Source organism: Polyangium jinanense (assembly GCF_028435265.1).
GTDB classification, from domain to species: Bacteria; Myxococcota_A; Polyangia; order Polyangiales; family Polyangiaceae; genus Polyangium; species Polyangium jinanense.
In genome coordinates, this window is sequence record NZ_JAGTJK010000003.1 from 206,574 (window position 1) to 222,057 (window position 15,484).

Genomic DNA, 15,484 nt, shown 5'->3' on the forward strand with positions numbered 1-15,484 from the left:
GTTTGGAGAACAAAACGTGGTGTTCCCGCTCCGGATCCCGCTCGCCGCCTCCCTCGTGGGGGTTTTTCTGGCCACACCATCCGCCCACGCAGACGAGCCCCTGCCGAGTGGTCTCGGGGAGGGGAGCACGACGCGATGGGGAGAATCGCTCGACCCGGCCGGGCTTCGGCTCCTGCCGCTTTCCGCCCCGGAACAACGCGGCGGGCCCGCGCGATCGTTCGAGAACCTCGCTTTGCTCCTGCCGGGGACGCAGGCCGATCTGTATGGCGTGTCGTTCGTCGGGACGAGTTCGCCCGAGAATACGTTTTTCGTGGATGGGATTCGCGTCGGCAATCCGACGTATGGCATCCTCCAGATGCCGCTCTCGATGGAGTTCGTGGAGCGCGCCGATATCACCGTGATCGGGGCCGATCCGGCGTTCGGCCGGGGGGGCGGGCTGTACGACGTCACGACGAAGAGCGGCGGGAATCAGTGGCACGCTTCGACGTGGGGCGGCCTCGCGCCGGGCGCGCTCGAAGGGGAGCGGGTGCCGAAGATCTTCGAGGGCACGGTCATCCATACCGATCCGCGCCTCGACGGCGTGCGGGATCTCGGCGGGTCGGTGGGCGGTCCCATCGTGAAGGACAAGCTCTTCTTTTTCGCGGGCGGCAGCCTCGCCCGGCGGCGGTATCGCCTGGAGCGCAGCTTGCGGGCGCTCTCGTGGACCTCGGAGATCGACGAATTCGGGGGTGTCTCGCTCGTCCCCGAGATCGACCCGGAGACCGGCACCCAGAAAAAGACGCTGCTGCCAAACTCGCAAAGCACGCAGTTTGCCCAGGGCGACATCGGGCAATGGATCGGCAAGCTCACGTACAGGCCCTCGAAGACGCGGGAGGTCTCGCTCTCCGTGTTCGGGACCTTCGCGGGATCCGGAGGCGGCGCGGTGCACCCGTTCAATACGGCGACCGAAGGGATCGGCGTGGACAACTTGAATGGGGAGCAGACCGCTCTCGGCCGCAGGGAGACGGCCCTCACGAATGCGGTGGTGCTCCGCGGGACGTCCCTGTTCGCGCGTGGCAATGCCCGGCTCGACGCGGCGCTCGGATGGGTGCGCAGCCAGAACGAAACGCTGGCGGCGGATGGTTCGGGGGTCTTTGATATCGGGCGCGAGGGGACGCTCGCGCACGTGCCGCGCATGCTCTGGCGGCGCGGCGGCGCCATCGGAGCGCACCCGATCGTCGATTTCGAGGATCTCACCACGCCGGCGATCACCGCCTGCGTCCCGACGGGGCAACCCTCGGACCTCATCCTGAATTGCCCGGTCAGCTCGTATGCGATGGGCGGCCCCGGGCTCCTGTCGCGGTCCACCGCGGATCGGATCGAGGGGCGCGCCGTCGTATCGCTGCGGGCGCGTGGCCTCGGCGAGCACCGGATCCGCGTCGGCATCGATTTCGAGATCGCGACGCTCTCGTACGTGCGTGGGTATTCGGGCGCGGTCCTCCTCCAGGAGGCCGTCAATGGCGGTTTCGTGCACAACGACCGGTTCGGCTACCTTCGCGGCCCCGATAGTCCCGTCGTGTTCGATACGGTCTCGACGAGGGTGACGTCCTATGCGGCGGGCGGGTTCGTCGCGGATACATGGCGCATCCTGGATGGACTCGTGGCCGAGGCGAGCCTGCGGTACGACGCGCAGGTGCTCGGCGGGGGGAAGCTCGCCTTGCCTTTCATGCTCGCGCCGCGCGCTGCCATTTCGTGGGACCCCACGAAGAAGGGGCGGGCGCGGGTGTTCGCGACGTACGGGATGCGCTACCAGGCCGTGCCGCTCGACGTGGCGGCGCGCGGGCTCTCGAAGGAGAGCAAGATCTCGAGCCTTCACACGATGGGGGGCCGCTGCGACGTCAACGAGCCCGAGGACGCGTATGGCGGCTGCCCCGCGGATACGGCCATTCCGTTTCAAACGTCGGCCGAGCCGAGCACCATGTCCGACCCGCGGACGAGCCAGGCCTCGATCGATCCCGAGATCGAAGGGCCCGCCTATCATCAGTGGGTCGTCGGCGGGGAGGTCGTGGTGCCGCTCGGCGTGCGGCTCGGGGTCGTGTACGTGCACGACCAGCTCCTCCGCACGATCGAGGATACGACCTTTTTCACGGGCGGGGGCTTGGTCGGCAATCCAGGCGGGGGGGCCTCGGCGTTCATGACGCCGGCGGAGCGGGTGTACGACGCGCTCTCGATCTCGGTGATGCGGCCGTTCGCGAGCGGGTTCGTCGGCGTCGCGAGTTACACGCTCTCATCGCTACGCGGCAATTACGAGGGGTTTTTCCTAAGCCGTACGGGGCAGCTCGATCCGAACATGACACGCGCGTTCGACGCGCCCAAGCTCGACGCGAACGGGACCGGTCCCTTGCCCGGGGATCACACGCATTCGATCAAACTTTATGCGGGGAAAGAGGTCGTCTTGCCGGCCGGGGTGATCCTCGAAGCGGGGGCGGGGTATACCGGGCTCTCGGGATCGCCGTACAGCGCGCTCGGCGCGCACCCGTCATTCGGGGCGAGCGAGGTGTACTACTTGCCGCGCGGCTCGGTCGGGCTGACGCCGTGGGTGCATCGCATCGACGCGCGGCTCGGTGTGTCGGCGCTCTTGGGCAAGGGCCTCCGGCTCGGCGCGAACGTCGAGGTCTACAACCTCGCGGACAGCCGGACGCCCACGGCGTACGACGAGAACTACACGTACGATACGGTTCTTCCCATCGAGGGCGGCACGCGGGTGGAGATCCCGGAGGGGATCAAGAAAAACCCTCGGTACGAAAAACCCGTGGCCTTTCAGGCGCCGCGGCAGGTGCGGTTCGGGCTGCGCGTCGATTATTGAGGCCGCGACGCCGGCACGATTTCACCGGGCACGGGCAGGGTCTCCTTCGAAGGGACGTCGACGAGCTCGGCGTAGTCGCATTCGGAGATCATCTCGTTCGCCCTCGCCGCCTCGACCCAGCCGACCGAAAGCGTCAGGATCGCCGAGACGTCGTGGTGCAGGAAATAATGCCCTCCGGGCGCGGCGGTCAGGGTCGTGTCGACCAGCGTGTCGGAGCCGAGCTCCGCGTCCACGTCGTCGCCGTACCGGGAGACGATCTTGTGAACCCCGGGTTCGGCGAGATAGCAGAAATACGACGGACCCTTGGTCATGCCGACGAGCCGGCCATTGTCACGCACGACAGCGGGGACGAGCGAGGCGACCGCGTACGGGCGGACGACGCAGATCCGCGCGGCGTTCGGGGGCAGGGGGCCGAACGCGCCTGGGGGAGCATTTTCATGCAGGGCGAGCTCGTATTTCGTGCAGGATAGCGCGAGGAGGCCGGCGAGGGACGCGAGGGCGAGGAGGAGGGCGCGTCGGGCGAGCATGCCCGGCGTGATAGAATGGCGCGCGCGGGGCGTCAACGAGCAGGCGTACCCGTCCGCAATCCTTCGAGCCAAGGCGTGAGGTCGTCGGGCCACGGGCTCTCCCAGGCGAGGGATTCGCCCGTCCGCGGGTGCACGAAGCCGAGCCGGGTTGCGTGGAGCGCGAGGCGCGGCGGATCCAGCGGGCTCGTCTTGCCGTACTTGCGATCCCCGAGCACGGGGTGGCCTTCGTGCAGCGCGTGCAGGCGAATCTGGTGGGTGCGGCCGGTCGTGAGGCGGAATCGCGTGAGCGTCGCGCCGGGGTTGTCCGGCAAGGAGAAGCGTTCGAGCACCGTGGCGTGGGAGACGGCGCGTTTGCCGGCCACGGGCTCCTCGATGGTCCGCTCGTCCCAGGGGACGAGGCCAAGGAGCGTCGCGAGGTAGACGCGATCGAAATCATGGGCGCGAATTCGATCGGAGAGGGCGCGGTTCGCCGCTTCGGTCCGCGCGAAGACGACGAGCCCGCTCGTGTCGAGATCGAGGCGGTGGACGACGTAGATCGTGCCGCCGAGGGTACGGCCGAGCAGATCCGCAAGGTTTCCGCGGTCGCTCTCGGGCGTCGGCGCTGTCACGAGGCCGGAGGGTTTGTCCACGACCACGAGGTCGTCATCTTTGTAGACCACGCGGAAGGGCGGGAGGCTCGCCTCGTCTTTGGCGCGCGCGGCGGCGCCGACTTCCTTGGTCGCTCGGTCGAGCGCGCCGCCGAGGTGGGCGAGGATGGTTTGTCCGGGCCGGATCGCGCGTCCGGCGACCTTGACGCGGGCGCCGTCGACGAAGACGCCGCCGAGGTCGATGGCGACGCGGGCCTTGCGGCGCGAGAGGCCGGGGACGTTCGCGGCGAGGACCTGATCGAGCCTTTGCCCGGCGTCCTCGGGGCGAGCGACGAAACGGTAGCGCTGGTGGGAGAGGCCTGTCATTGCGGTGGTCGTGGGTCAGGGGGCCGGATCGGGAAAGTGGCTGAGGCCGATCAAGTTTCCGTCGGGGTCGCGGGTGTAGAGGGTATACGGGCTCTCGCGTTCGACGGGAAAACCTGCCTCGGCGAGGGTCGTGCGCCAGCGCTCGCGCGCGTCCGGGCGGATGCCGAGCGCGAGGCAATGCAGGCCGGGGGCCGTGTCCTCGCGGTGCGGGGCATTCGGTGCGCCTGCGCGCTCGACCGCGAGGAACGCGCCGCCCCCGAGCGCGAGCCATACCGAGCGCGGCTGCCCTGCGGCGTCGTCCCAGCGGCGCAGGACGGGCAGGCCGAGCACGCCCGAATAGAAGCGCTCGGCCCGATCGAGATCGGCGACGACGACGGCGAGGTGGTGGACGGCGAGGGGGGGCTCCATCGGGCGGGCAAGGTATCGCATCGTCGGGGTCGGGAGGAGCGCATTGCGCCCGTCCGGCTGACGAGGGGCTTGACGCCCTCCGCTCATGACGGCAAAAGCTTCGGTCATGCGCGAAGAGGACATGGGGATCGTCAAGTCGCTTGTCAGCGTTGCCTGGGCCGACGGCCACTACGACGCGAAGGAACGCGAGATGGTCGAGGGGCTGATCTCCGCGTTCGAGGCGACCGAGGAGCAGGCCGCCGAGATCCGCTCGTACGCGGCCGAGAAGAAGTCCCTCGACGACATCCCCGTCTGGGACATGCCGTTTGGCGATCGCCGCGTGCTCCTGCAGCACGCCGTGCTTCTCACCTACGTCGACGGCGAGCAGCACGAGAGCGAGAAGAAGTTCGTGCAGGAGCTCTGCGGGAAGCTCGAGATCGAGCCGGAAGAGGCCGCGAAGCTCGTCGAGGCCGCCGAGCATCGCGCCAAGAAGTTCTTGAACCTGCTCTGATTGATCCGCCCCGAGTGAACCTGCGGGCTGCCTTGGGTGGCCCTTCCGACGCCTCGACGTCGCCGCTACGCTGCGACGTCGGAGGCGACATGCAGGATCATCGCAGGGAAGGGCCGGACGGGCAGGGCGAGCGGCACGAGGGCCACGGCGAGGGGCGGCGGGCCGAGGGGCCCGAGGGCACGGATTTTCTCGATCTCGAGGTCTCGAAGGTCCTCTACAGCGAGGCCGCGGCGCTGACACGCGCGGCGGCGCGCGAGATCTTGAAGGAAGCCATCAAGGAGCGGCTCCGGGCGCGGCTCGGGCCGCGGCTCGAAGCGATCGCGCGGATCGCGGCGGACGAGCTCGCCGACGACATCGAGGCGAACCTCGCCGTCGAGTCGGTCGTGGAGGGCCGTAGGCACGCGCGCGAGGCGCGCGAGGAGGCGATCCGGAAGGCCCTCGCCCCGACGCCCGGGCACACGAAAGAGTAGCGTTGGACGAACCTTGTACGTGCGGGTCAGCATCGGACGGGCTCGGACGGACCTATTTGGCTCTTCCACACGGGAGAAGTTGAAAAACCTGCTGGACGCCCTTCTCCTAACGTTGTACGAACCATGTACAACGGAAGGAAGGGAGTGCGCATGTTCGACAACGCCGCCCTCGGGGATGGGGGAGCCGCGTGGTTCGGTGGGGCCATGACGGACACCGGTTGGGGCGATCGGGCGGGCGTCTCCTCGGATCGCGCGCGGGGTCGGCTCCTCCTTCGAGGTCAACTCGACGAGGTAGGGCTCGACGACCTGCTCGGCTCCCTGGGCGCCCGGGGCCGGACGTGCGTCGTTTCGGTCCGATCCCCGAAGCGGCAAGGCGAGATTGTCCTCGAGCGAGGGCGCGTGCTCCGCGCCCGCGCCGACGGGGTGCCGGCGGACGCCGACGTCGAGGTCACGCTCGCCGCCCTTCGCGGAGTTTCCCACGCGGTGTTCGACGTGCTCGCGCTCGACGAGCGAGGTTCGTCGCCGCCGCCGCGCCCGCCGTTCTCCGAGGCGCCGCCCGCGTCCCTGCGCCCGGCGATGCTGGAAGGCAATGCGACGGAGGTGGCGCTGGCCGCGGCCGTGATGAATGCGTGCTCGGTGTATACGCGCAAATGGCTCGGGCCGAAGGTCGCGTCGTCGATCATGCAGACGGCGTGGGCGCGCACGGCCGCGGCGCATGCGGCGATGGATGCCTTTCGGATCTCGGCGGACGGTCTGGTGACGGTGGTGGGCGTGGAGCGGGCGCGGTCCGCGATTCCGAAGGCGGTGGCCACGTGGGTGTTTTCCGTCTTCGAGGCCGCCTCGATGTTTCATGCGGCGCGTTTTCAGCGTTACAACGTCCCCGAGATGCTCGGGGGCCTGATGCGACTGCTCGACAAGGGGGGATGGGGTGAGGCGTTTCGAATGCGAGATGGGGGTGTTCGTTGAGCCGGGGGTTTTTCAAGGCCGTGCAGGTCGCGATGGTATCGGAGGACGGCACGCTCGACGCCGTTGAGCATCTCGCTTCCATGTCGAAAGAGGAAGTGGACGATCTCCCGTACGGGTTCGTGGTCCTCGACGAGGTCGGCACGATTCTGCTGTACAACCGCTACGAATCGTCTCTTTCGCGCCTGCCCTCCGAGCGGGTCGTCGGGAAAAACTGGTTCAAGGAGGTCGCGCCTTGCACGCGGGTGGAGGCGTTTTACGGGCGGTTTCGGGCGCTCGTGCAGGACGAGGCGCGCCTCTCGGAGAGCTTTCGGTTTCGATTTCATTTCATGCACGGGACGCAGGACGTGGCCGTGCAGCTCGTGAAGGCGCCGCCCGTGGTGACGCTGCCACTCGTGCAGGAAGGCACGGCGGCGCGGATCTTCATGACCGTGGTGCGACGGCCGGTGGTCGAGGTGGGCGCAAATCAGGCCGGTCACGATTGGCAGAAGAGCCTGGGGACGATCGGCGGGCTCTTGCCGGTGCTACTCGACGCGCTGCCTGCGCTGCTCGAGCGGCTCGGGCCGCGCGGCGCGATCGAGCTCGGTGAGCACGTGGGGCGCGCCATGGCGCTGGTGATCGAATCGGAGGCCGATACGCACGCGCGTGAGGGCGGGCGCGCGCCGGTGCTTGCGCCGGGCGCACTCGACGGCGTGCTCGCGCGGGCCGGGCTCGGTCGCGTGGCGATCGAGGGGGCGGCGTGGTCCGAGCAGAAGCGCATCCATTGCGAGTTGCGCCCGCCGTTCGAGGTGGAGGCGGCGGAGACGGCGCTCTTTTATGGAGCCTTGCTCTCGGCCGCGATCGGCTCGGGCCTCGGCGAGCCGTGCCAGGCGAGCTTCGCGGAGAACCGGAAGCCGCACGAGATGCCGTGGCTCGTCGACGTTTGTCCGGCCACGTCAGGGGAGCGTCGGAGCGAGCTTACGTCGAGCCCTTTTTGACGCGGAAGCCGCGAGCGACACGCTGGACGCGACGCCGCGCGTACGCGATCGTGGGGTCTCGACCTTCCTCAGGAGATTTCCATGAATCATCTTCACAGCTTCGGCGTCCTCCTCGGTCTCGGCCTCACGCTCGCCGCCGTGGGATGCGGCGAGGACCAGGGCGGCAGCGGCGGCGCGAGCAGCTCCAGCAGCTCCAGCAGCACCGGTAGCACCGGCGGCGCTGGCGGCACCGGCGGCGCTGGTGGCACCGGCGGTGTGGGCGGCGCTGGTGGCACGGGCGGCGTGGGCGGCGCTGGCGGCGGCGGCGGCGCTGGCGGGAGCGAAGCGAAGGGGCTCAGCTTCTTCGTCTCCAGCACCGGGAGCACGACGGCCAACCTGGGCGGGCTCGCCGGGGCCGACAAGAGGTGCCAGGACCTGGCCGCCGCGGTCGGCGCCGGGGCGAAGACCTGGCGCGCCTACCTCAGCGTCGAGAAGGGCCCGAACGACCAGCCCGTGCACGCCAAGGACAGGATCGGCACCGGCCCCTGGTACAACGCGAAGGGCGAGATGGTGGCGGCGAACCTGACCGAGCTGCACGCGCGGTACGGCGATCACAAGGTATTCCTCGACGAAAAGGGCGAGATGGTGCCGGGTCAGTGGGAAGGCTCCCCCACGCCGAACCAGCACGATGTCCTCACCGGCACGGCGCGCGACGGCACCCTCGTCCCCGGGCAAACCTGCGCGGACTGGACGTCCGAAGACGCCACCATGACCGCCCAGGTGGGCCATAGCGATGGGCTCGGTCCCAATATGAGCGACGCCGAGATGTACCGGCCGTGGAATTCGGTGCACGTCAACGGCAACTGCAGCGATACCGCCCCGAAGGGCGGCAACGGGCGCGTTTACTGCTTCGCCGCGGATTGATCGAATCGAACCACGCTCATCGGCTGCGTATCCTCCCAAGCGAGGTCCATCGCCTCGTCGGCCGGCGGCGGGACGGATTCCAGTGTGGGATCCGCCCGCGCAGGCCGCGGGGCCGGGAGGTCGGCCGCGGGGGCCGAAGGAAGCGTTTGTCCTGAACCGGGGAAGGGGAAAAACGAGGGCACGAGGGGACCTCCTGGGAGAGCGAGAGGTGATTCTCTCCCTCGCTCCATCGACCGGAGACCCCCGGCAGTTGCTTACTTTTTCTGCCCGGCGTCCTTCGCCCGCTTGTCCACGTCGGCGAGCAGCGCCGTCATCGCGTCCGCGTGCCGCTTCTGCGCGGCCGCGACGCGCTCCTCCATCTTCGGCTCCATCTCGCGGGCCTGCGTGAGCGAGCCGTCGATCTGCGCCTTGCTCTCGTTGGCGCGCGCGATGCGGGCCTCGCTGGCCTTCTGGTCCACGTCCTTGCCCTTGCCCTGCGAGGCGCGCTCCCGGGCGATGTAATCGTCGAGCGTCTTCTTCACCTGCTCGGCTTCTTCGATGAGCGCGCGCAGGCGCACCTTTTCCTCGACCATCGCAATGTGCACGAGGTAACTCGCGCGGCTGATCTGGTCGGCTTGCTCCTCGAGCGTGGCCGCGTCTTCCTTGCTGAGCTCGTTCCGGTGACGGTCGATGATCGCGTGGGCCTCGTTCCGCTCGCGGAGCCGCTTTTCGAGCTGCTTGCCGACGGAATCGGTGAGCGCTTTGCCGACGGTGCCCGAGAGGTCGACCTCGCAGCCCTTTTGCTTGGCCACATACGTGGCCGAGCCGGCGACCTTCTTGACGATCTCGTCCTCTTCGGCGACGAAAAACGCCGCCGCGCCCTGGACCTCGCGGTTGCGCTCGACGTACGCGTGGCTCCGGCCCGCGTCGTTCGCGGTGCGGTGAATGTCACCGACCACGCTCCAGTCGGGCGCCTTGAGGCCCTTCGGGTACTCGGAAAAACCGGAGGTGAGCGTCCGCGCGTCGTCGTCGTCGCGGCCGAAATCCTTGACGATCTGCTGGATGACGACCGGATAGTCCTGGGCGTATCCGGGCTGCGAAGCCGAGGAGGCGATTTCGGGCTCGGGCTTCGGGGCAGAGCAAGCGACGGCGCTCGTGGCGAGCAAGAAGGCGAGGGAAAACGCTCGAAGTCCGTTCATGGGGCGAAGTAAAGACCTCGGCCCCGAGAAAGGTCAAGTCAAGAGCAACGTTGTCCCACGTTTCAGGTGGTGTGCGCCGCGACCAGATCGAGCATATAGAAACGATTGCAGCCGTGGTGTCCGGTGCAGCCGAGCTGACGATCGAGGCGGCGAAAGCCGAGGCGCTCGTAGAGGCGCATCGCCGAATCCATGCCCGTGAGCGTCTCCAGGTAGACGTGGGCGTACCCGCGCTCCCGCGCGACCCCGAGGACGTGCCGGAGGAGGCGCTCGCCCATTCCTTTGCCGCGCGCCTCGCGCAAAAAGTACATCTTGCGCAGCTCCGCCGTGTCCGCGTCGCCCCCTTCGAGCGGCCCGATCCCCGCGCCGCCCACGACGCGGCCATCCATTTCGACGACGAAATACGCGGAGCGAGGCCCGGAATACGCCGCGCTCATGGCCGAGACCTCGGGATCGTGAATGGCAAACCCTGGGCCGTCCGCGCCAAACTCGGGCATCACGGTGCGGATGACCGCGGCGATCGCAGGATCGTCCTCGGGGCGAATGGGGCGGAAGGAGATGGCGTCGGACATGGAGAGGTTTGGCGGGCCAATCGGTTTTTTTCAGACCGGCGCGCCGAGGTCGCGGAGGAAGCCGCGCACGACGGCCTTCGCGGCGTGCTTGCGGTACTCGCGCGTGGAGCGGACGTCGTCGATGGGCGCGATGTCCGAGAGGACGGCGGCATCCAGCGCATCGGCCGTGATGGCGGAGAGGGGGCGCGAGAGGACGAGGGCGCGGGTCTGCAAAAGGGTCGCGGTGACCGGCGCGACGGAGGCCATGCCGAGGCCGAAGCGCACGACCCGATCCTCGGAGCGCACGGCGATGCCCGCGAGCGCGACCTTGGAGATGGCCTGCGCCCGCCGCGTGCCGACCTTGCGCCAGATCCAGGGCGAACCCTCGGGCGGGAGCGCGATCTCGACGGCGACGATGACCTCGTCCGGCGCGCGCGAGCTCTGCTTGTAGCCAGTTTGCAGCGCGGAGAAGGGGATCCGGCGTTCGCCGCGGACGCTCTTCACGACGATCGACGCGTCGTAGGCCGCGAGCGCCGCGACGCCGTCCGCCGCGGGCGAGGCCGTCGCGAGGTTGCCGCCGAGCGTGCCGCGGGCCTGGATCTGGATCGCGCCGAGCTCCCGGGCCATCGCCGCGAGCAGCGGGGTGCGCTCGATGACCGCGGGGTGGCGGCGGATCTCGAGGTACGTCGCGGCCGCGCCGATGCGCAAAAGGCCACGCGTCGCCGTGATGCCGCGGAGCTCGTCCATGCGGGAGACGTCGACGACGAGGGGCAGGGGATCGGCGTCGGGGCGCGGGGGCTTGAGCTCTTGCTCGACGACCCAATCGGTGCCGCCCGCGAGCAGGACCGTGGCCTCGCCGCGCGCGTGCCGCTCCGCGACGATCCCGCAGAGCGCGTCGAGCGAGGCGGCCCGCCGCATGTCGTGGAGGGGAAGATCCGCGAGGCTCACGCCACCCCTCCCGCGCGCTCGCGCGCCGCCTCGCGGATGCTGTCGACGATGCGCTGATACCCGGTACAGCGGCAGAGGTTGCCCGCGATGGCCTCGCGGATCTCCTCGTCGCTCGGCTCGGGCCGGCGCGCAAGGAGTGCCTCGGCCGAGATGAGCATGCCGGGGGTGCAGATGCCGCACTGCGCGCCGCCGTGATCGACGAAGCAACGCGCGAGCGGGCCGAGGTGCGTGGCGTCCGAGAGGCCCTCGACGGTGGTGACGGCGCGGCCTTCGCACTGGCCGATCGAGACGAGGCAGGCGTTCACGGGTTCGCCGTCGAGCAGCACCGTGCACGAGCCACACTCGCCCTCGCCGCAGCCCTCCTTGGTCCCCGGTAGGCCGAGCGGACCGCGGAGCGCGTCGAGCAGCCGCACGAGCGGCGGCAGGTCGACCTCGCGCGAAAGGCCGTTGAGGGTGAGCGTGATCTTCAAGGGTTACTCCTCCACCTTGCGCTGGATGAACTCGACTTTGTAGCCGTCCGGATCTTCGACGAACGCGATCACGGTGGTGCCGTGCTTCATCGGCCCCGCCTCGCGCGTGACCTTGCCGCCGCGCTTCTTGACCTCTTCGCAAGCCTTGTACGCGTCGTCGACCTGGATCGCGATGTGGCCGTAGCCCGTGCCGATCTCGTAGCTCTTCGTGTCCCAGTTGTGCGTGAGCTCGAGGACCGCCGTCTCCGACTCGTCGCCGTAGCCGATGAACGCGAGCGTGAACCGGCCCTCGGGATAGTCGCGTCGGCGGATGAGCTTCATGCCGAGGACGTCCGTGTAAAACGAGAGCGATCGGTCGAGATCGCCGACGCGGAGCATGGTGTGGAGGATTCGCATGGTCGTGAGTTCTCCGTCGGTTCGCGGGCCTCTGTGTCAGCCCTTGCGGATGGTCTGGAGCTCGAGCAGCCGCTCCGGCAAGAGGGGAAGATCCCGGGCGAAAAGGCCCGTGGCGTGCTCGACGGCCGCGGCGATCGCAGGCGCGCCGCCGTCCATGGGCAGCTCGCCGACGCCCTTGGCGCCGCCGCCGGGGCCGTACGCGTAGGGAGCTTCGACGAGGTCGACGTGCATCGGGGGCGCATCGAGCGCGGTCGGGATGATGTAGTTCGTCATGCGCGGGTTCTGGATGAGGCCGTTTTTCCAGACGACGTCCTCCCAGAGCGCCCAGCCGATCGCCTGAAGGCTGCCGCCCTCGATCTGGCCCTTGCACATGACGGGGTGGATCGCCTTGCCCACGTCCGTCGCGGACCAGAAGCCCGTGACCGTGACCTCCAGCGTGTCGAGATCGACCTCGACCTCGGCCACATCGCACGCGTAGCCGTACACGGGGTACGCGTCGCCTTTGTACGTGCTGTCGTCCCAGGTGACCCAGCCGGGATGCTCGTACTGCACGAGCGCGGTGACCTCGCGTTCCTTGGAGAGCAAACGATCGGCGGCCGCTGCGAAGTCGCCGCCGGAAGCCTCCTGCTCGGCGCGGACGCGCGCGGCGACTTCACGCGCGGCGCGCTCGACGATGCCGCCGACGACCATGACCGTGCGTGAGGCGACCGTGGGGCCGGAGTCGGGAACGTACGAGGTCGAAGGAACGGCGAAGTCGACGTCTTCGAGGCGTACGCCCGCCGCGTCGGCCACGATCTGGCGGAAGACGGTCTCGGTGCCCTGGCCGATGTCGGTCGAGGCGGTGCGGATGCGCAGGCGGCCGCCGGGCAGGAGATCCACGGCGACGCGGCCCTTGAGGTACTTCTCGCCCGAGCCGGTGAAGCCCGCGCCGTGCATGAAGACGCTCGCGCCGATGCCCCGCGCGACGCGGCCGCGGACGACCGGAGGCGCTTTGCGTTTGTCGTGGTACCCGCTCGCCGTGAGGGCTTTCTCCAGGCACTCGGCGACGCCGACGGAGCCACGCAGGGTCTGGCCCGTGGCCGTGGTGTCGCCCTCGCGCAGCATGTTCTGCGCCTTGAGGTCCATCGGATCGCGGCCGAGCTCCTCCGCGACGCGGTCGAGGTGGCGCTCGATGGCCCAGATGGTCTGGGGCGCGCCGAAGCCGCGGAAGGCGCCGTTCGGCGGGGTGTTCGTGGCGACGGCGATGGCGTCGATGCGCACGTCGTCCCAGCGATAGACGCCGGCAGCGTGGAGGGCGCCACGCGAGAGGACGACGGGCGTGAGCGTCATGTACGCGCCGCCGTCCATGAGGATGCGGATGGAGAGCGCGCGGAGCGTGCCGTCGCGATCGCAGCCGGAAGCGATCTCGCAGATGGCCGGGTGACGCTTGGTGGTCGCCTCGATGTCCTCCTTGCGGTCGTAGATCATGCGCACGGGCTTGCCGCTCTTCTGCGCGAGGAGCGCGGCGTGGAGGGCGATCACCGAGGGATATTCCTCCTTGCCTCCGAACCCGCCGCCCGTGACGGCCTGCGTGACGTGCACGTGATCGGCCGCGAGCTTGAAGCCGTGGACGAGCGCTTTGTGCACGTAATAAGGGCACTGGAGGGAGCCCGTGACGTGGACGCCCTTCTCGTCCCAGTGGGCGATCACGCCCTGCGGCTCGATGTAGAGCTGCTCCTGATGGTGCGTCGTGTAGCGGCCGCGGACGACGACCTCGCAGCTCGCGATCGCGGCTTCGATCGCGGCGGCGCTTCCGGCCGGGTCAGGGAGATCGGCGCGGCCCTTCGTGATGGAGAAGCGCTTGTGGACGTTGTCCTCGCCCCAGATGACGTCGACCTTGGCGAGTGATTGCTCGGGGTCGAGGACGGGCGTGAGCGGCTCGAGGTCGAGCTTCACGGCGCGCACGGCCTGCGCGAGCTTGCGTTTGTCCGCGCACGCGAGGAGGACGACGGGCTCGTACGCGTGGCGGATCTGATCGGCTGCGAGGATCGGCTGCTCGGCCGAGATGCACTGGACCTCGTTCACCGCGAGATCCGAGGCGCGCACGACGGTGACGTCGCTCCAGTCGAACGCGGGATCGAGGGTGATGCCGCGGAGGCGGGCGCGCGGGACAGGGCTGCGCACGGTGGCGCCGAAGAGCTCACCGGGCTCGCGAGGGAGGTCGTCGACGTACGCGGCGCGCCCCGTCACCTTGGACGCACCATCGGTGCGCGGCACGTTGGTCCCGATGAAGGGAGGGCGGGCAGACGAAGCGTTTTGCGCGGCGGTCGTCATCGCAGGCGACACGATACCGCGGAATGCGCCGATGGAGAACGGCCTCAAACGCCTTCAGCGAGCTCGAGCAGGCGGCGCGGATGGTAGTGGTCACGCAGCGCGCTGGGAGGGCCCTCCTCGAGCGCACCGAGGACACGCGCGCGCCACGCGGCCGGGATCGCGTCCTCGCCGAAGCGCGCGCCGAGGAGCGCGCCCGTGATCGCGCCGTTCGTGTCGGCATCGCCGCCTCGGTTGACGACGTCGATCAGCGCGGCCTCGTAGGACGGAGCGTGCAGGAGCTCCCAGAGCGCGAGCCGGAACGCCACGCGGACGAACCCTTGCTGGCGATGCACGTGAATCTCGGGGCCGTAAAGCTCGGGATCATCCCGAACGGCGAGCTCGAGATCCCAGCGCAGCTCGGCACGCGCGGCCTCGACGTCACGGCCGTCGCTGGGGACGATGTCGATGAGCGTCGCCGCGGCCGCCTCGACCTCGGCGCGCACGGTCTCGAACATGTCCGTCGCGGAGGTTCGTCCCGCGCCGGCCGCAGCGATCGCGGCGCAGAGCGCGGCGCAGGTGATGCGGCAACGCGGGTCGTAGTGGGTGATCGCGCTGTCGGCGAGCGCGGCCATGCGGCGCGCTTCGGGGGCGTGCGCGAGCGCGACGCCGATGGGCGCGATCCGCATGAGCGAGCCGTTGCCCGCGGTCCTGCGCTCGGAGTGGATCCAGGCGCGGCGCGCGGCTTCGCCGAGAGAAACGCCGCGGGCGATCATGGAGAGCGAGGCGTGCGTGAGGTTGCCGATGTCGAAGGCGTGCGGGACCCACGCGACGTAACGCGCAGCCACGTCGGCCGCGTGAAACCGGCCGTGCTCCTTCAAGCTGAGCGCGAGGCACGTGGCCATCTGCGTGTCGTCGGTGACCTGACCAGGCGTGACGCGGAACGGTCCGCCGCCCGTGACGTCGGTGTGCGGGCCCTTGGCGAGCTCGGGGAAGGGCGGCGCCTCGCGCGCCTGGAACTCGAGCGTGGTGCCGAGCGCGTCGCCCACCGCGAGCCCGAGCAAGGTGCCGCGCGCCCACGCGCGCCGGGAGCCAGAAACAAGCGGTGTCTCGTCCACG

General features: G+C 69.4%; 17 protein-coding genes. 6 read left to right on the forward strand and 11 right to left on the reverse strand.

The genetic code is table 11. The features are described from left to right. The first annotated feature begins 16 nt into the window (after positions 1–16). Positions 17–2,845, forward strand: a complete 2,829-nt coding sequence (locus KEG38_RS55450; RefSeq protein WP_272418801.1) for an outer membrane beta-barrel protein — start codon at positions 17–19, stop codon at positions 2,843–2,845. Here KEG38_RS55450 and KEG38_RS09465 read toward each other — a convergent pair. The 3 genes from KEG38_RS09465 to KEG38_RS09475 are packed head-to-tail and all read right to left on the reverse strand — an operon-like array spanning position 2,839 to position 4,733. After that, positions 2,839–3,372, reverse strand: a complete 534-nt coding sequence (locus KEG38_RS09465) for a hypothetical protein (protein WP_272418802.1) — start codon at positions 3,370–3,372, stop codon at positions 2,839–2,841. The two genes, KEG38_RS55450 and KEG38_RS09465, sit on opposite strands and share 7 nt — an antisense overlap. A gap of 32 nt (positions 3,373–3,404) precedes the next feature. Beyond that, on the reverse strand, positions 3,405–4,325 hold the full coding sequence (locus tag KEG38_RS09470; protein ID WP_272418803.1) for an RluA family pseudouridine synthase: 921 nt from the start codon (positions 4,323–4,325) through the stop codon (positions 3,405–3,407). 15 nt (positions 4,326–4,340) lie between these two features. Further along, a complete protein-coding gene (locus KEG38_RS09475; RefSeq protein WP_272418804.1) occupies positions 4,341–4,733 on the reverse strand; it encodes a VOC family protein in 393 nt (130 codons plus the stop codon). Positions 4,734–4,818: 85 nt separating this feature from the next. On the opposite strand from KEG38_RS09475, the gene KEG38_RS09480 reads away from it, so the two are divergent. The 5 genes from KEG38_RS09480 to KEG38_RS09500 all read left to right on the forward strand — a co-directional run bounded on the left by KEG38_RS09480 (position 4,819) and on the right by KEG38_RS09500 (position 8,536). After that, positions 4,819–5,223, forward strand: a complete 405-nt coding sequence (locus KEG38_RS09480) for a tellurite resistance TerB family protein (protein ID WP_272418805.1) — start codon at positions 4,819–4,821, stop codon at positions 5,221–5,223. An 89-nt stretch (positions 5,224–5,312) separates the two neighbouring features. Continuing rightward, on the forward strand, positions 5,313–5,693 hold the full coding sequence (locus KEG38_RS09485) for a hypothetical protein (protein ID WP_272418806.1): 381 nt from the start codon (positions 5,313–5,315) through the stop codon (positions 5,691–5,693). 150 nt (positions 5,694–5,843) lie between these two features. Continuing rightward, on the forward strand, positions 5,844–6,659 hold the full coding sequence (locus KEG38_RS09490) for a DUF4388 domain-containing protein (RefSeq protein WP_272418807.1): 816 nt from the start codon (positions 5,844–5,846) through the stop codon (positions 6,657–6,659). Positions 6,660–6,739: 80 nt separating this feature from the next. Further along, positions 6,740–7,633, forward strand: coding sequence for a PAS domain-containing protein (locus KEG38_RS09495; protein ID WP_272418808.1), 894 nt, complete (start codon positions 6,740–6,742; stop codon positions 7,631–7,633). Between the two features lie 81 nt (positions 7,634–7,714). Beyond that, a complete protein-coding gene (locus KEG38_RS09500) occupies positions 7,715–8,536 on the forward strand; it encodes a DUF1554 domain-containing protein (protein WP_272418809.1) in 822 nt (273 codons plus the stop codon). On the opposite strand, the gene KEG38_RS09505 is transcribed toward KEG38_RS09500, so the two are convergent. The 8 genes from KEG38_RS09505 to KEG38_RS09540 form a co-directional block, all read right to left on the reverse strand. Then, positions 8,515–8,718 (reverse strand): hypothetical protein, encoded by a 204-nt coding sequence (locus KEG38_RS09505; protein WP_272418810.1) that lies wholly within the window; start codon positions 8,716–8,718, stop codon positions 8,515–8,517. The two genes, KEG38_RS09500 and KEG38_RS09505, sit on opposite strands and share 22 nt — an antisense overlap. Positions 8,719–8,790: 72 nt before the next feature. Then, a complete protein-coding gene (locus tag KEG38_RS09510) occupies positions 8,791–9,714 on the reverse strand; it encodes a hypothetical protein (RefSeq protein ID WP_272418811.1) in 924 nt (307 codons plus the stop codon). A gap of 62 nt (positions 9,715–9,776) precedes the next feature. Beyond that, positions 9,777–10,283: a GNAT family N-acetyltransferase gene (locus KEG38_RS09515; protein WP_272418812.1), complete on the reverse strand. Its 507-nt coding sequence runs from the start codon at positions 10,281–10,283 to the stop codon at positions 9,777–9,779. 30 nt (positions 10,284–10,313) lie between these two features. After that, positions 10,314–11,210, reverse strand: a complete 897-nt coding sequence (locus KEG38_RS09520; RefSeq protein WP_272418813.1) for an FAD binding domain-containing protein — start codon at positions 11,208–11,210, stop codon at positions 10,314–10,316. Further along, on the reverse strand, positions 11,207–11,680 hold the full coding sequence (locus KEG38_RS09525; RefSeq protein WP_272418814.1) for a (2Fe-2S)-binding protein: 474 nt from the start codon (positions 11,678–11,680) through the stop codon (positions 11,207–11,209). Before KEG38_RS09525 ends, KEG38_RS09520 begins: the two co-directional genes overlap by 4 nt. A gap of 3 nt (positions 11,681–11,683) precedes the next feature. Then, positions 11,684–12,076, reverse strand: coding sequence for a lactoylglutathione lyase (gene gloA, locus KEG38_RS09530; protein ID WP_272418815.1), 393 nt, complete (start codon positions 12,074–12,076; stop codon positions 11,684–11,686). A gap of 36 nt (positions 12,077–12,112) precedes the next feature. Continuing rightward, complete coding sequence (locus tag KEG38_RS09535; protein WP_272418816.1) at positions 12,113–14,332, reverse strand: xanthine dehydrogenase family protein molybdopterin-binding subunit; 2,220 nt, start codon at positions 14,330–14,332, stop codon at positions 12,113–12,115. Between the two features lie 101 nt (positions 14,333–14,433). Then, positions 14,434–15,483 carry an ADP-ribosylglycohydrolase family protein gene (locus tag KEG38_RS09540; protein ID WP_272418818.1) on the reverse strand — a complete coding sequence of 350 codons (1,050 nt, stop codon included), beginning with the start codon at positions 15,481–15,483 and terminating at the stop codon, positions 14,434–14,436. Position 15,484: the final 1 nt, after the last annotated feature.

Excerpts from the sequence above, each read along its gene's own strand:
- KEG38_RS09485 (WP_272418806.1), top strand. The coding sequence starts at position 5,313 with ATGCAGGATCATCGCAGGGAAGGGCCGGACGGGCAGGGCGAGCGGCAC.
- KEG38_RS09495 (WP_272418808.1), top strand. The coding sequence starts at position 6,740 with ATGTCGAAAGAGGAAGTGGACGATCTCCCGTACGGGTTCGTGGTCCTC.
- KEG38_RS09515 (WP_272418812.1), bottom strand. The coding sequence starts at position 10,283 with ATGTCCGACGCCATCTCCTTCCGCCCCATTCGCCCCGAGGACGATCCT.
- gloA (WP_272418815.1), bottom strand. The coding sequence starts at position 12,076 with ATGCGAATCCTCCACACCATGCTCCGCGTCGGCGATCTCGACCGATCG.
- KEG38_RS09490 (WP_272418807.1), top strand. The coding sequence starts at position 5,844 with ATGTTCGACAACGCCGCCCTCGGGGATGGGGGAGCCGCGTGGTTCGGT.
- KEG38_RS09500 (WP_272418809.1), top strand. The coding sequence starts at position 7,715 with ATGAATCATCTTCACAGCTTCGGCGTCCTCCTCGGTCTCGGCCTCACG.
- KEG38_RS09510 (WP_272418811.1), bottom strand. The coding sequence starts at position 9,714 with ATGAACGGACTTCGAGCGTTTTCCCTCGCCTTCTTGCTCGCCACGAGC.
- KEG38_RS09475 (WP_272418804.1), bottom strand. The coding sequence starts at position 4,733 with ATGGAGCCCCCCCTCGCCGTCCACCACCTCGCCGTCGTCGTCGCCGAT.
- KEG38_RS09480 (WP_272418805.1), top strand. The coding sequence starts at position 4,819 with ATGACGGCAAAAGCTTCGGTCATGCGCGAAGAGGACATGGGGATCGTC.
- KEG38_RS09465 (WP_272418802.1), bottom strand. The coding sequence starts at position 3,372 with ATGCTCGCCCGACGCGCCCTCCTCCTCGCCCTCGCGTCCCTCGCCGGC.
- KEG38_RS09470 (WP_272418803.1), bottom strand. The coding sequence starts at position 4,325 with ATGACAGGCCTCTCCCACCAGCGCTACCGTTTCGTCGCTCGCCCCGAG.